Raw genomic sequence first — 14,626 nt, forward strand, 5'->3', positions numbered from 1 at the left:
TTGTCCTTTGTCCTATTACATAAATTCAAGGTGGCTAGGATAGTAATGGGAGAAAAATATATAGTTTCTTCTCAGTTTAGAATTTGTTTTTTGGGGATCAATACATAAGGTAGGCTCGACAAGGAAGGCAACTTGGAATATATGCAAGTGAATAGTCACATTGAAGGAATAGAGCAAAAAACTTATAAAGCATTAGCCAAACAACACTCTGACACTCCTTCTTTTTGTGCTGTTCGAAAACAGCTTTCTATAAAATTCAGGATTTGTTTTTGATCCCAATCTAAGAAATCATTTTGAGGTAGGGTTGAATCACCCTTATCATATAATTGCTTGAACTCATTCAAAGCCTTTTCAATTTGTTGTATTGAAAAAGAAGAACTGTCGCCTACTCCACTAACTCCTCCATCGTAGTCATTTGCGTTCAGTAAGTCGTACAGTATGGTAGCATTATCATTCCCCATACTAAAACGTGCATAAGCAATTTCTTCTCCTGATTTATTGTATCCTTCAATATCATGACCCATTAAATGTCCTCCTTCAAAAGCTTAATAATTCATCAGCAGTTATTTTGTTTCGGAAAACACTATTTTTCTAACTTATTTGTGTAATTGCTCACTCTGAAATTGTTTATTAACCCTTCAATAGGGAGAATCGTTCCATTATTTCTAAATTTTAAGCTATGTGCAAATGCACCGGCTTAAGTTTTTATAATGATTGCTTGTCCCTCAGCTCAATCGGATACACACGTATATCATCAAAGTAACTAAAATTTGTTTTCTCTAAGATGTAGCTATACATTTCACTTGGGAACTCAGAAGCTGCAAATGGACTGTTTTTACTCCTTGCCTCAGCCTCATCACTTGCCTCTACAATGAACGTCTCTTCTTGATCAACATCACTACCAGGGAAAACTATAAAAGTTGGCAATCTCAAAAAAAAGTACCCACCTTCTACAAGTAAAAAGTTGGCACTTTTATAATCGATCACATCATTTCATATAACGATATTCCATTAGACTATTCAAAATAGAGAGTTCTTGTATTATTTCCTCTCCAACATTCGTTTCTAGTACCTTCTTTCTCTCTAATTCTTTATCTACCAATCTTTTTACTGATAACACATCAGTTCCGTTTATGAGTACATCTTCTTTTGAGTTAAAATGTTGATGTGCGACAAGTTGCATACCGAAGGAGTTGTATAATAACGTGTATCCAGCAATCCCTGTTGTTGATTGATACGCCTTGGAAAAGCCGCCATCAATGACAATCATTTTTCCATTTGCTTTAATTGGATCTTCTCCGTCAATTTCTTTAACAGGTGTATGGCCATTTATGATATGACCTTGATCAGGGTTAAGGTCAAATTCTGCTAGGATTTTGCTGCATATTTCCTCATTCTCACGTAAATGGTAGTATGGATTCTTTCTCTCTTTATGGGTTTTTTTATCCTTAATGAAATACCTTTCAAAGGTCGTCATTTCCCTTTTCCCAAATAGTGATGAATATTCTCCTGTCCATAAATACCAAACCATATCTTTCGCAAGATCATCTGTCTCTTCAGGGTGAGCAAAAGCATGTCGTAAATAATATTCAAACGTATCAAGTAATTCACGACCAGCATAAGTTTGATTTTCAATGACCATTTTTTCCATATTGCCTTCTTCATCTAAAGGAATGCAGCCGTGTATTAATAAGTTACCGTTATATCTTAAATAAAGACTGCCTTTTTTCATAAGAAAATTCATATGTCTAGCTAACTTTTCTGAATGTTGCACAGAAAATAACAGTTTGTCCATCACGTGCTCTTCTTCCTCTAACAGTTGATCGGGTTGTTCCGGATTCACCGTCGCAAAGCAAGTATTTTCTAGTGAGTATGTTTCCCCATGAATCGTTATTTCGTTTCTGTCATAATCAATTTTCTCAAGCAAAAGTCTTTCTGACATTTTGAAGTCCGGGCGTCTCTTTATAATAGGGCTTTCAAGTTTGAACTGAATCATGGCAATAGCTTGATGAATTTTCGTAATTTGTAATTGTTCTTCCTCAGATACTATTTTATCTGAATGCACTTTCGGTCTAAAGACTGGGTTGTCGTTATAATATTTTTCCGCAAGATTTAGAAGTGGTCGGAGATTGATTCCATACACATCTTCAATAATGTCCAAATTGTCGTAGCGAGCACAAATACGAATAATGTTAGCGAGACAAACCTTGGATCCAGAAAAAGCCCCTAGCCATAGGACATCATGATTCCCCCATTGAATATCAACGGAATGATAATTGATGAGAGTATCCATAATTTTATCAGGTTCAGGTCCTCGATCATAAATATCTCCCACTACATGAAGATGGTCAACAACCAATTGCTGAGTCGTATAAGCAAGACCGATAATGAGCTTATCAGCTTGACCTAGTGAAATAATTTGCTGGACAATTTTTGTATAATACGGTTCCTTATTTGTGTATTCATCGGTTTTGTATAGAAGTTCTTCTACAATATAAACAAATTGATCAGGCAATGCTTTTCGTAATTTCGAGCGAGTATATTTAGAAGACGCATAAGAAATAAGATTAATCATACGCTCAATGATGACTGTGTACCATTGATGTAATTCTCTTTCATTATCAAAATCATTCTTAATTAACTTTATTTTTTCTTCAGGATAATAAACTAATGTTGCAAATTCTTTAATCTCTTTTTCAGTTAATACCTTTTTATAAAGGTCTTCTATTTTCCCTTTTACATTCCCCGAACCATTTCTTAACACATGTTGAAAGGCTTGATACTCCCCGTGTAAATCACTAACAAAATGTTCTGTACCCTTTGGTAGATTAAGAATGGCTTCTAGATTAATAATTTCAGTGACCACTTTTTCTTCGCAATCATATTTTTGGGCCAACAAATCTAAATATTTTGAGTTCACAATTATGTATCCCCTTCCAAATTCTTCGTTGTTTTATGTAAAAAAGATTGCAAATAAATGCCTATATTATAGGAAAAAGCTTAAATCGAAATTAGATTTATATTTTCATAGTCTTGTTACCTTTAAATATAACATTTCGAAAAGTTTCTACTATTATATCACAGACAATGGGACAGTCCTACTGTCCCTATTACAAAAAATTAACAGTACAATTTTCTACGTCCACGGTGAAATCCTAGCCACCTTTTATGAAACGAAGAACGGTTCCCGCGTTTCTTTCGGAACCGTCCCCTTATTTCACTTATTCTCTTAAGACTCTAACACCTTTTCATTCTTGCTTTGCATGCTACTAACCTGTGTTGTTAACATTACACCTAAAATCACTATTAATGCACCGATTATTTGCATAACTGAGATAGATTCCCCTAGCCAAAGGTAGGCCCCTAGCATTGTAAAAACGGGTAGCAAATTTAAAAACACTGATGCTTGTGAGGCACCTAAAGATGCAACCGCCCGGTTAAAGAAAATCAAAGCAATAAATGATGGGAAGATGCCCATAAATAAGAGACTCATAACATACGACGGTGTAGCTGCTAGTACTGGCAGTCCTGTTATAAACCACTCAATGAGGACGAATGGAAGTAAGACAAAAACTGAAATACCTGTCATGACAAGAATAGAACCAAAAGGGGGAAATAGATGTATGTATTGCTTAACAACTATCGAATAGATTGCCCAACATATAATCGCTCCAATCATGAGTACATCACCTACATTCCAATTCATCAAAAGAAAGTTAGTAATTTTCCCATCAATTACAACCCACACAGCCCCAATTATTGAAATCAGAACACCACTCCATTGAATTCCTTGCAGTCTCTCTTTAAGTAGTAATGCACTTAATACCACAGTCAATGCCGGAATGACTGTCTCAAGAACGGCAACATTAGAAGCCGTCGTAAATTGTAACGCCCCGTAAATGAACGTATTAAAAAACGTGACACCTGTTAAGGTCATAAGTAAGAGTGGCTTTTTATATTTCAAAAATGTTGAGCGGTGCTTCCATGCACTGTGAAACCCAATAGGGAACAATACTACAAATGCAATCAATAAACGAAAAAATGCAATTGTAAATGGGGATAATTCATTAATAAACTTACCAACTAGGATGTTTCCTGAATACATAACCACAACCAAAATCATTAGTATGTATGGATTCATGCAAGATAGATCCTTTCTATGTAGTTTAAGTGCAAAAATACAAGTGTATGAGGGGGAATCTATTACATTCTTACTTTATCATATCCCTTTGAATAGTAAGGAAGCAAAGAGAACGTACTTTCCCTGCTGAAGGCCATTACCCTTACACTTCTACCTTGATTTGTCCTTCATCGGTCTTATGAAAACCATTTGCCCCGAACTTTTATTTTTTTTTTCATTCATCGGCTTTAGAATCCTTCCTCTCACAATCCCGTTAAAGCACATTCGCTTTCCATAACTATAAAAAACGACGAAAAAACAAGAAATTAATCGAATTCATTAGATACAATCGCTTCCAATCTGTTTTTCTGCTCTCTTTCACTAATTGTTTCCGTTTTCACCGATATTGAGAGGTTGACAACGAAAAAGTTATAATAGGATAACAAATAAAGAGGAGGGGTACGTAATGAAGAAATTCTTTAAGAAATTGATTCAAGCGAATATTGAACTTTATTCTGAACTAGCTGAAGTATATGCTCGTACTTACAAATAAGATCTAATTAGATGCTTCTTCTCTAATTAGATCTTTATTTGCGTTTAAAGTGACAGGAATACTTCTTTATATATACTTAAAAGTCTTACAGATTCTTTATCCCTATCACAGCATTAAGCATTTCCCCTTGTTGTGCCCTTACCACTCTTCTTCAAATCCTATTTCCCGTCTTAGTACATATGTATATATAGAAGCCCGGAGAGGAGACAAGCGAATATGAGTAAGAAAATAGGTTTTTCGATCATTTTGTTGTTATCGTTTGTTTTTGTCATCTCTGCAATTGTGCGTTATGTTGTATTAGATCCAGTTGAAGTCAATGCCATTCTGATCAGAGAAGGAATGGCAATGTTTAAAATGACAAATCAACTATGGAACATCGCACTGTATATCCACATCATTACTGCAGCTTTCCCGTTGGTTATTGGTCCATTTTTGTTTATAAAAAAACTGCGCAACCGAAATTTAAATCTCCACCGGAACTTAGGAAAAATATATGTACTAACGATTCTCATTAGTTCTATCGCAGGCATCTATTTATCTTTCTACGCCCATGGTGGAATCCTAGCCATACTTGGATTTTTATGCTTAAATGTAGCGTGGCTGTATACGACATTTAAAGCGTATACGTACATTCGTAAGAAACAACAAGTTCTACATGAGGAATGGATGTACCGAAGCTATGCCGTGACATTTACGGCTATAACGTTTCGAATGTGGTCAGCAATTGTAGGATATTCATTGGATAACTTTACAGCCGGATATGTATCAGCCATTTGGTTAAGTTGGGTTGGGAATCTGGTAGTGATTGAACTGTGGATTCGTTTTAGGCTTCGTAAAGAAAGAAGAGTGTGAGGGTAAGGGCTTATACCAATTTCACTTTTAAGGACATTTCAACCAAAATGTAAATGCTACTTTCCCCTTCTCACTTTTGAATGCTAATGGACACCATTACTATTTTTTCTAAAAAAAATAGATCCCTTACAATATCAAAGGGATCTATACTACATTTAACTTAAATTGCACCCGTAATCCACGCTACAATCGCCATCACAATCGTTGTTCCAAACGCCCACTTAAAGATAAACTTCTGATGATCACCTAGTTCTACCCTAGCTAACCCAATTAATAGGAACGTTGCTGCGGTTAACGGACTTAGTGGGAACCCGGTTGTCATTTGTCCTAAAATAGAAGCTCGGGCCATCTCAATCGAAGCGACTCCATACATTTCAGCAGATTGACTTAAGACCGGCAACACTCCAAAATAATACGCATCCGGTGTAAAAAGAAGACTGATCGGCATACTAATCACTGCTACTAGTAGAGCCATTGATCCGCCTACCCCTTCAGGAATAATGTTGACCATCGCCAAGGCCATTGCTTCAATCATCCCTGTTCCTCCTAAGATCCCTGTGAAAATTCCTGCTGCAAATATAATAGAAACAACCGTTACCATACCAAGCGCCTGACTTCTGACTTGCTCTTGTTGATCGTCAGGTTTTGGATAGTTAATGAGTAAGGCGACAGCAAATGCTACCATAAAAACAATCGGCAGTGGCAGCCATACTTTTATTAAAGCGACAATGGCTAAAATCGTAATCGCTAAGTTAACAAAAAATAACTTTGGTCTGCGCATTTTGCGGTCTTCTTCGGATAGTTCTTGTTGATAGTTGTATTCGAAGTCGTGCACTCCTAAACGTTTTCTTTCTCGTTTTCCAAGAATATATGCAACAAATAATACCCAGATGATTCCTGCAATCATCGCTGGAATAAGAGGAGAGAAAATCGCACTTGGGTCTAAACCTAACGCACTTCCTGCTCGTGCCGCCGGTCCTCCCCATGGCATCATGTTCATAATCCCTGCACCTAAAGCAACAACACCTGCTAAAACTAAACGGCTCATTTTCAATTTTTCATATAATGGCAAGAGAGCTGGAATCGTAATTAAAAACGTTGATGCCCCAGAACCGTCTAAGTGTGTAACCATTGCAATAACTGCTGTTCCAACTACAATTTTTAATGGATCACCTTTGACCATTTTTAGCACTCTAGAAATGATCGGGTCAAATAACCCTGCATTGTTCATGACACCGAAAAATAGAATGGCAAACCCTAGCATGATTCCCGTTGGCGCTACACTTTGAATCCCCTCAAGCATCAAAGGACCGATTTCTGCACCAAAGCCTCCTAGTAACGCAAATACTAACGGAACAATAATTAATGCAACAATGACCGATACCTTTTTCGTTAGAATTAAGAATAAAAATACCGCAATCGTTAAAAATCCCAACGTCGCTAACATATGATTCCTCCTTACAAAGATGTTTTTTAAAGCGCTTACATTATGTGGTTAACCTACCTATCAGTTAAGAAGGTAGATTAACTTCCATTTCTAACAACGCGCTGCTTAAGCTCTTTCCATGAGTATCTAACGCAAGCGATGTTGTGACCCCTCCTAGCAAACTATTCTTGCAAACAAAGTTGTATGCTTTAATCGATGCCACATCATAGCGTATGACTTCTCCATCGATAATATCTTTTAAATGCTCTTTCACTTTTTCGGCAGTTACGACTTTGCCGAGCCATTCAAAATCTTCTTCTTTATATGGAATAAGTGATAAGTTAGAAGTGTTTCCTTTATCTCCTGCCCTGCTATGTGCGACTTCATATAATTTTACTGACTTTCTGTTCATTGTTGGAACACCTCCACCTTTACCTGTTTATCAACGATTTCTCTTTTAAGTAACGTCGATACAACACCTACACATTCAGAAACTTTCTTTCTAGCTCCTCCTCCTCCATAGGGACCATTCGTATAGAGGGCTTCTACTTCATTCCCTACTCGTTTGGCAAGTTCTTGATTTTCACATAACGCCGCAGCACGGAGTCTGACCTCATACGGGTGATGTGTACCAAAACTCATGCGGTGTACCGAAGAACATCCAATCAAATCAATTCGCATATCAGGAATATCCTTAGATAGTCGTCTTCTTAATATCTCTTCAGCCAACTTTCCTCTTTCCACAGCCGTTGTGCCTGCATAAGAGATTTCACCTTCACTTAAATAACCTGCATGATAACCAATCGATACCTTATAACTACTTGGTTTCTTTTTCCCTGACCCTCCAGAAACCTTCACTTCGTTTACACCAACTTCAATGAGTTTTACATTAGAAAAATCTGCTGTAACATCTGGAGTTAAATAGTGAGCAGGATCATGTACTTCATATAATAATTGTTCTTTCACAGTCATCAGATTCACAACTCCACCAGAGTCTGGGGTCTTAGAAATGACTGCTGTGCCATCTTCCTGAATTGTGGCGTATGGGAATCCTAATTCAGCTACGTTCGGTACTTCCTTCATCCCTGAGTCTGCAAAGTAACCCCCAGTAATTTGCCCTGCGCATTCTAACAAGTGACCAATAACCGTCCCTTGACCTAACCTTTCATAGTCATCGACTGACCAATTGTAGTAATCGATCATCGGAGCAAGGAAGAGTGATGGATCAGCAACTCGACCTGTGATGATGACATCAGCACCAGTGGTTAAGGCTGGAAGCAAGGCCTCAGCTCCTAAGTAGGCATTTGCTGAAATGGTTTGATAGTCTTTCACTGTGTTTCTGTTTTCTAAAATCTCTTGGTCCGTTTCGAGTTCTTTTACGACATCATCGCCAGTCACGACGGCAACCTTGCATGAGATATTTAGTTCTTTTGCAATTTCAATTACTTTTTTTGCTGCTGCTGTTGGGTTAGCTGCCCCCATATTGGTAATGATTCGAAAACGCTTTTCATTCAGTACTGGAAGTAATGCATGCATTCTGTCAATCAGTAATGGGTCATAGCCTTTTGTAGGATCCTTTTTCTTTTCTTTTTGGGCAATCGCAATCGTTCGTTCCGCTAAGCATTCTAACACTAAGTAATCTAAATCTACTTTTTGCGCTAACTCTACTGCTGGCTCAAGTCGATCCCCTGAAAAGCCAGCTCCACTGCCTATTTTCAACATGACAATTCACCTCATTTTTTCTTACTACATTCTTTTCTGCTGTGTAGGCTTCTTATGTTTATCTTGAATCTCGTTTCTTTCTAACAAAAACCAATTCCCAGCACCTATCCTCCTTGTAACCGTTTCTCACTATACTAAATGCAACAACTGTGCCAAAATAAAAAACGCTTCGTGTAAGCGTTTTTTCCAAAGTGGTTTCTAAGTTTTTAGAAATCGAATATTGTAATCACTTCATTTTTCCCATTTAAATCACTGCTTGAATCTAGATTTCTAAAAAATTAGAAATACCAGAGCGAAATTCTAACTTTTTAGAAATCAGCAATATTATATTTTTTCATTTTGTTATAAAGAGTGGCTAATGACACTCCTAATGCTTTCGCTGCTCTTTTTTTGTTTTCAAGTCCTGGCCCGTACGTTGTTAAAGCCTCTGTTATCACTCTTCGTTCCGTCTCGTCAACAGCTTCTTTTAAAGAAGAGCTATTCGTCTTGTTGTTATGCATGCTCAGATCGTGATTATGGAACGTACTTGGTAGATGTTCAGGTAAAATGTCTCCCCCATCCGTCATACAAATCGCATAATCAATCGTATTTTTCAATTCTCTCACATTACCAACCCAGTCATAAGCTTGAAGAATAGCTAAGGTGGATTCATGCAATTTATAGAAACGCTCTTTGCCTTGATGAATGTCATGCTTGCTTAGAATGAAATCAACAATTTTAGGAATATCCTGCTTTCGTTCTCTAAGCGGGAGAATCTCAAGGTGTAACACATTCAAACGGTAAAATAAGTCCTCACGAAATAGATTTTTTTCAATCAGTTGTTGAAGATCACGGTTCGTTGCTGCAATGACCCGCACATCAATTTGTCTTTCTCTTGCTTCCCCCACTCTTCGGATAGTATTTTCCTGTAATACACGCAACAGCTTTGCCTGCAGCTCGTAAGATAATTCTCCGATTTCGTCTAGAAAAATCGTCCCTGAATTGGCTATTTCAAATAGTCCTAGTTTTCCACCTTTTTTCGCACTCGTAAAAGTTCCTTCTGAATAGCCAAATAGCTCACTTTCGATTAGAGATGCCGGAATCGTTGCACAGTTCACAGGAATAAACGGTTGATCGCAACGAGAGCTTGCATTATGAATTGCTTGAGCAAACAGCTCTTTTCCCGTTCCACTTTCGCCAATGATTAACACCGGCAAATGAGATTCTGCTGCTTTTTTCCCTAAGTAGGCACCTTCTTTTAATCCGCCTTCTGTACCGATAATCTGATCAAACGTGTATTTAGCTTGATACAAAGATCCCATCTGCTCTTTTAGTTGCGAAAGCTTCTGCTTGTTTTTCTCTAATTCTTTTGAGAGCTTATGTACTTCTGTTAACCCTTTACAAATCGAAACAGCTCCAATGATTTCTCCGTTTAAGACAATGGGGGCCATATCAACAACATATTCAACATTGCCTTCTTGACGATAAACACCGATCCGTTCCTTCCCATCCTTTAACGTCTCAACCAGTTGAGCTTTCGGCCTGACAGACCGAAGTGGTTTGCCAATAATTTCTTCAGGTTTTACTCCGGTAATTCGGGTGTATTCTGGGTTAATCAATCTTACAATTTCACCTGAGTCTATTACGAGTACCCCATCGTGAATGGAATGGATGGCAGCTTTGAACCATTCTAATTGGTCTTTAAGGGAAAGGTCTTTTAGGTTTTCGTAAGGCATTACGGAACCTCCTCGTGAATTTATCCTTAACCACGCAAAAAAATTCTTCTCTATGTCTACCCCTTATTTTAACAGGGAAATTCTATTTTTTTCACTTGACCTTTTAAAAAGATGGATATTGACATAGTAAATTTTCTCTTACTAACACGTAGGATGCCTCACAAAAACCTCAATAGTGAGAACTTGTTCAATTTCTTCATTGAATTTTTTCGCTTTATCCCAAACATTATGATTCCAAATCAACTGGTGAGTGAATGTTGTCTTTGTATAGATCAAAATACAACTGATTATTTGTACCACGCACACAATAGGAAACATCCTCTAATTTCAACCCTCGTTGGGATAGCTCTGCATCTAACCAACTTTTCGTAAGTTGATTTTGTGTAAAGTTTTTTTCTACTATTTGTCCATCCATAACGAGCTCTATCGGAAAAAAGGATTTGTTATGACTAAAAATCCCTATATCTTTTTTTGTTGTGCTCCGATGTGGCAACTTTTTTAATACTGAAATATGACCATCTGTTTCCATAATTGCATACTCGACTTCATCAATATCAAAAATATCCTTTTCTCTCAATGCCTGATTTAGAGAATCCATTGTAAATTTTAACTTCTTTAGGTTTCCCTCCAGTATTAATCCATCTTGAATAATTACTGTCGGTTCTCCAGAAAGTAACGCTCGAATATTTCTATTTTTTAATGAAAGTAAAGTAGAAAGAAAAAGGATTCCTACAAAAGTTAGCAAAGCAACAATAATATATTTTATACTAATGGCTAAGTTAAAAGTTAAATTCCCAGCAATAGCCCCTAACATTAAAGTGGCAATAAAATCATGGTATGTCATTTGAGAAATGGTTTGCTTCCCAAGTAAATGGGCAATAGAAATAAGCATTACAAATGCTAAGAAGCATCGAAATATGATTTCAAGTGTCTGTAACATTAAACTAAACCCTTAGTGAATTTTACAAGTAGTAATCTTATCTTGAAACAAACATCTCAAATATATCCATGTTGGAGGGACATCTGGGACTGGTTCCTTGTCCCATGTTCAAATTCCTTCCTTTAAAGGATTCAAAAAAAGTTCCTGTCCTCCACGATTTTAACCTACTGAAGGACAGGAACCTATAAAAGCACTAGTCAAGAAAACAAAGTTGAACGTTCAAAATTTAAAGTTTAGATAGACCGAAAATAAGGTCGACACTCAGGGTGCGAAAGTTGAGTCATTCATCTTTTGATTACATATTTTTCAGATTTCTCCTCAATCCTAATTCGCCTTTTTATGAGGAGCCATATCTGTTGTTTCTAGTTCACTTTTTTTTCCAGCGAGCCAAGTCGCCTCAATTTCTTCAAGTGATTTATTCTTTGTTTCTGGAACAAATTTCAATACAAAGAAAAAGGCTAACGTACTAATAAGGCCGTAAATAAGGAAAGATCCTGTACCTAAAGCAGCATTTAGCGGTGGGAATGTAGATGATGCTGTTAAATTAGCTCCCCAACTTAATGTGACAGCAATTGCAACTGCCTGACCTCTAATCTTATTAGGGAATACCTCTGAGACATATACCCAAGTAACAGGTCCCCAAGTCATCTGAAATACAGCTACAAATCCTAAAATAAATATCAACGTACTAATTCCTTGGATACCCATTAAGAAAAGGGATGCCACTGCAATTAAACATATTGCACATCCTGCAGAACCCAAAAGCAGTAAGAACTTTCTTCCTTTCTTATCAATGAGTTTTATAGTTACTAAGGAAACAACAACCCCTATAGCTCCCACGAAAATAGTTTGCAACATGGATGTTGACGGATCAGCACCAAGGTTTTCAAAGATCCGCGGCGCATAATACATAATAATATTTATACCGATAATTTGTTGGAAAATCGCCACTGCCATACCTACGAACAAAACTAGCTTTCCATAATGGAAAAGGTTTACTTTTTCTGTTGACGTGTTTATAGAATGTTTGATTTGTTGAAGGGTTTCGCTAGCTACTTGTTTAGATCCATTGATCTTTTCTAATAAGCTATATGCTTTATCATAGTCATGTTTAAGAGCCATATATCTTGGTGTTTCCGGAATAAATAAAAGAAGGAAGAAAAACAATGCAGCTGGGATCAATTCTGAAGCAAACATCAATCTCCATCCAATTTCATTAATCCACTCTCTCGTTTGACCTAATGATATGAGCCAGTTGACAATGTATACAACAGTTTGCCCCAATACAACAGACATACTATATAAAACGACCATTCTCCCTCTGATATTCTGAGGACTCATTTCACTAATATAAATTGGTGCGATCGCTGAAGCTAAACCTACTCCAATTCCACCTAATATTCTATAAATATTAAAAGTGATCAACAATGCAAGGCTAGGTTCACCTAAAGTGAAGAATAGTAACTCTGGGTAAGCTGAGCCTAGTGCTGATAGAAAAAATAATACAGCTGCTATAATGAGTGTATTACGTCGTCCTATTCTATTGGACAACAATCCAGAAATGATTGCCCCTATAATACACCCGACCAATGCACTAGATACAGTAAGTCCATGAACGAATGAACTTAACCCTAAACTATCTACTAGGTAAACTTGTATCGATTGTTCTGCCCCCGCAATAACCGCTGTATCGTAACCGAAAAGAAGTCCACCTAAAGACGCCACTGCTGCTACAAACAAAATGTAATATCGCTTGTTATTTATCATAAAAGTGAAGGAATTTCCTTCAACCCCCCTTATTTATTACAATGATATAATTCTCTATCTAAACATTTACGATCTAATGCTAGCTTCCTAATTTAATTCTTCCTTATTAAGCGAAATGGTATTTATATATTTTTCGCAATTATCACTATTAGAATTACGTAACAATATATTTCAATATTGAGTGAACGCTTTCACAAATCGAGAAAAAACTCTGATTTTTATTTGACTTACAATAAGCAAACTTCAAAATAACCCCTTAAATCACAGAAGTCATACAAAATTGTCCTGTTTATAGTCCATTTAGGGGACAGTCTCTGTAAAATCAATAGTAGGTTCAGATCGACCCTACTATTGATTTCCTTTTCGTTCTATATCACGATTAAATATTCTTCAACGAAAGGGAAGGTAATTATGGTAGAAAGACTTTCTTTCACTTCTTCAAAGTCTCCCCAAAATACGTTCCCCTCTTCCCTGTTTCACTTATTTAATAAGTACCTTATTATTTCCTTGATCATAAAAAGCTGGGCGCTCTGGTAATTCAATTGCGACAATTCCACCAGAATGTTTCGCTTCTACACACGCATCCGAAGTAACAGCAACAACATATCCATCCCAAGCTGAAGGACCATTCATTTCCCCTTTAACGGTTGAATCAATCCATTCTTGCAATTCAACATCATAGGAATCAATAAAACGATCCTTCCAATCAACATAAATCTCTGTCGAAAGCTTAGCTTCACTGCGCATCAGAACGCTTTGTGGTTCAGGGAGGTTGGCGATTCCTGTTTCACCAACAATCTGACATTGAATGTCATAACCATATTTACAATTCACAAACACTTCCGTATCAATACGAATCCCTTTTTTCGTTTCGAGCAAGATCATATGCGGGTCTTGAAGACCATTCTCTGCAAAACGTGTGTTCCTTGGTAAAATCACTTGGCACGAAACATAATCATCATCTAATAACCAGCGTAATACATCGATTTCATGAACAAATGAATCCGTAATTGCCATATCACCGCTGAAACCCGGAGCTGTTGGATTTCGGTGTGCACAATGCACAACTAAAGCCTCCCCAACCTTTCCTTCATCAAATATTTTCTTTAATTGACGATAACTTTTATCGAAACGGCGCATGAAACCAACTTGTACAAGCTGTTTCCCGTGTGCAACTTCAGCATCTACAATTCGTTTACACCCTTCAGCTGTTGTTGCCAATGGTTTTTCGCAAAATACCGGTTTGCCGGCAGCGATAGAGGCAAGAACAAATTCTTCATGTGTTGGTCCCCATGAGGTAACGATAATTGCGTCCACATCATCCGCCTTGATTACATCATGTCCATTTTCATAAATTTTGGCATTAAGATGTAACTCACTTACTACATTTTTTGCTGATTCAGCATTCACATCTGTAACAGCAACAATTTCTCCTCCAGTAAGGTCATTTGTAATACGGCGAATATGATCTCTCCCAATAGCTCCTGTCCCAATTACACCAATTCTTAAAGTCATAGTAAAAGTTCCTCCT

12 protein-coding genes are annotated in these 14,626 nt (G+C 37.1%); 1 reads left to right on the forward strand and 11 read right to left on the reverse strand.

Features of this window, described 5'->3' with window-relative positions; genetic code table 11:
- Positions 1-182: 182 nt before the first annotated feature.
- The 4 genes from MF646_RS00380 to MF646_RS00395 all read right to left on the reverse strand — a co-directional run bounded on the left by MF646_RS00380 (position 183) and on the right by MF646_RS00395 (position 4,141).
- The gene (locus MF646_RS00380; RefSeq protein ID WP_250094503.1) at positions 183-524 is read right to left on the reverse strand and encodes a hypothetical protein; all 342 of its coding nucleotides are present in this window, start codon (positions 522-524) and stop codon (positions 183-185) included.
- 181 nt (positions 525-705) lie between these two features.
- Complete coding sequence (locus MF646_RS00385) at positions 706-933, reverse strand: hypothetical protein (RefSeq protein WP_250094504.1); 228 nt, start codon at positions 931-933, stop codon at positions 706-708.
- Between the two features lie 55 nt (positions 934-988).
- On the reverse strand, positions 989-2,920 hold the full coding sequence (fbp, locus tag MF646_RS00390) for a fructose-1,6-bisphosphatase (RefSeq protein ID WP_250094505.1): 1,932 nt from the start codon (positions 2,918-2,920) through the stop codon (positions 989-991).
- Positions 2,921-3,229: 309 nt separating this feature from the next.
- Positions 3,230-4,141: a DMT family transporter gene (locus MF646_RS00395; RefSeq protein WP_250094506.1), complete on the reverse strand. Its 912-nt coding sequence runs from the start codon at positions 4,139-4,141 to the stop codon at positions 3,230-3,232.
- Positions 4,142-4,889: 748 nt separating this feature from the next.
- Between MF646_RS00395 and MF646_RS00400 the strand changes: the two genes are divergently transcribed.
- Entirely contained in the window at positions 4,890-5,525 is a 636-nt protein-coding gene (locus tag MF646_RS00400) for a DUF2306 domain-containing protein (RefSeq protein ID WP_250094507.1), read from the forward strand.
- Between the two features lie 160 nt (positions 5,526-5,685).
- Here MF646_RS00400 and MF646_RS00405 read toward each other — a convergent pair whose 3' ends face one another.
- The 7 genes from MF646_RS00405 to iolG all read right to left on the reverse strand — a co-directional run bounded on the left by MF646_RS00405 (position 5,686) and on the right by iolG (position 14,610).
- Complete coding sequence (locus tag MF646_RS00405) at positions 5,686-6,972, reverse strand: CitMHS family transporter (RefSeq protein WP_250094508.1); 1,287 nt, start codon at positions 6,970-6,972, stop codon at positions 5,686-5,688.
- A 64-nt stretch (positions 6,973-7,036) separates the two neighbouring features.
- Positions 7,037-7,363: an AtuA-related protein gene (locus MF646_RS00410; RefSeq protein WP_250094509.1), complete on the reverse strand. Its 327-nt coding sequence runs from the start codon at positions 7,361-7,363 to the stop codon at positions 7,037-7,039.
- Positions 7,360-8,673: an acyclic terpene utilization AtuA family protein gene (locus tag MF646_RS00415; protein ID WP_250094510.1), complete on the reverse strand. Its 1,314-nt coding sequence runs from the start codon at positions 8,671-8,673 to the stop codon at positions 7,360-7,362. Before MF646_RS00415 ends, MF646_RS00410 begins: the two co-directional genes overlap by 4 nt.
- Positions 8,674-8,981: 308 nt before the next feature.
- Positions 8,982-10,388: a sigma-54 interaction domain-containing protein gene (locus MF646_RS00420; protein WP_250094511.1), complete on the reverse strand. Its 1,407-nt coding sequence runs from the start codon at positions 10,386-10,388 to the stop codon at positions 8,982-8,984.
- Positions 10,389-10,614: 226 nt separating this feature from the next.
- Positions 10,615-11,328: a DUF421 domain-containing protein gene (locus MF646_RS00425; protein WP_250094512.1), complete on the reverse strand. Its 714-nt coding sequence runs from the start codon at positions 11,326-11,328 to the stop codon at positions 10,615-10,617.
- Positions 11,329-11,652: 324 nt separating this feature from the next.
- Entirely contained in the window at positions 11,653-13,095 is a 1,443-nt protein-coding gene (locus tag MF646_RS00430) for a sugar porter family MFS transporter (RefSeq protein ID WP_250094513.1), read from the reverse strand.
- A 480-nt stretch (positions 13,096-13,575) separates the two neighbouring features.
- A complete protein-coding gene (gene iolG, locus MF646_RS00435; RefSeq protein WP_250094514.1) occupies positions 13,576-14,610 on the reverse strand; it encodes a bifunctional inositol 2-dehydrogenase/D-chiro-inositol 1-dehydrogenase in 1,035 nt (344 codons plus the stop codon).
- Positions 14,611-14,626 lie beyond the last annotated feature (16 nt).

The sequence above is a fragment of the Halalkalibacter alkaliphilus genome, from assembly GCF_023555415.1.
In the GTDB taxonomy this organism is placed as follows: domain Bacteria; phylum Bacillota; class Bacilli; order Bacillales; family Bacillaceae_D; genus Halalkalibacter; species Halalkalibacter alkaliphilus.

Coding starts and splice junctions, on each gene's coding strand:
- MF646_RS00380 (WP_250094503.1), bottom strand. CDS start 524: ATGGGTCATGATATTGAAGGATACAATAAATCAGGAGAAGAAATTGCT.
- MF646_RS00395 (WP_250094506.1), bottom strand. CDS start 4,141: ATGAATCCATACATACTAATGATTTTGGTTGTGGTTATGTATTCAGGA.
- MF646_RS00400 (WP_250094507.1), top strand. CDS start 4,890: ATGAGTAAGAAAATAGGTTTTTCGATCATTTTGTTGTTATCGTTTGTT.
- MF646_RS00405 (WP_250094508.1), bottom strand. CDS start 6,972: ATGTTAGCGACGTTGGGATTTTTAACGATTGCGGTATTTTTATTCTTA.
- MF646_RS00410 (WP_250094509.1), bottom strand. CDS start 7,363: ATGAACAGAAAGTCAGTAAAATTATATGAAGTCGCACATAGCAGGGCA.
- MF646_RS00415 (WP_250094510.1), bottom strand. CDS start 8,673: ATGTTGAAAATAGGCAGTGGAGCTGGCTTTTCAGGGGATCGACTTGAG.
- MF646_RS00420 (WP_250094511.1), bottom strand. CDS start 10,388: ATGCCTTACGAAAACCTAAAAGACCTTTCCCTTAAAGACCAATTAGAA.
- MF646_RS00425 (WP_250094512.1), bottom strand. CDS start 11,328: ATGTTACAGACACTTGAAATCATATTTCGATGCTTCTTAGCATTTGTA.
- MF646_RS00430 (WP_250094513.1), bottom strand. CDS start 13,095: ATGATAAATAACAAGCGATATTACATTTTGTTTGTAGCAGCAGTGGCG.
- iolG (WP_250094514.1), bottom strand. CDS start 14,610: ATGACTTTAAGAATTGGTGTAATTGGGACAGGAGCTATTGGGAGAGAT.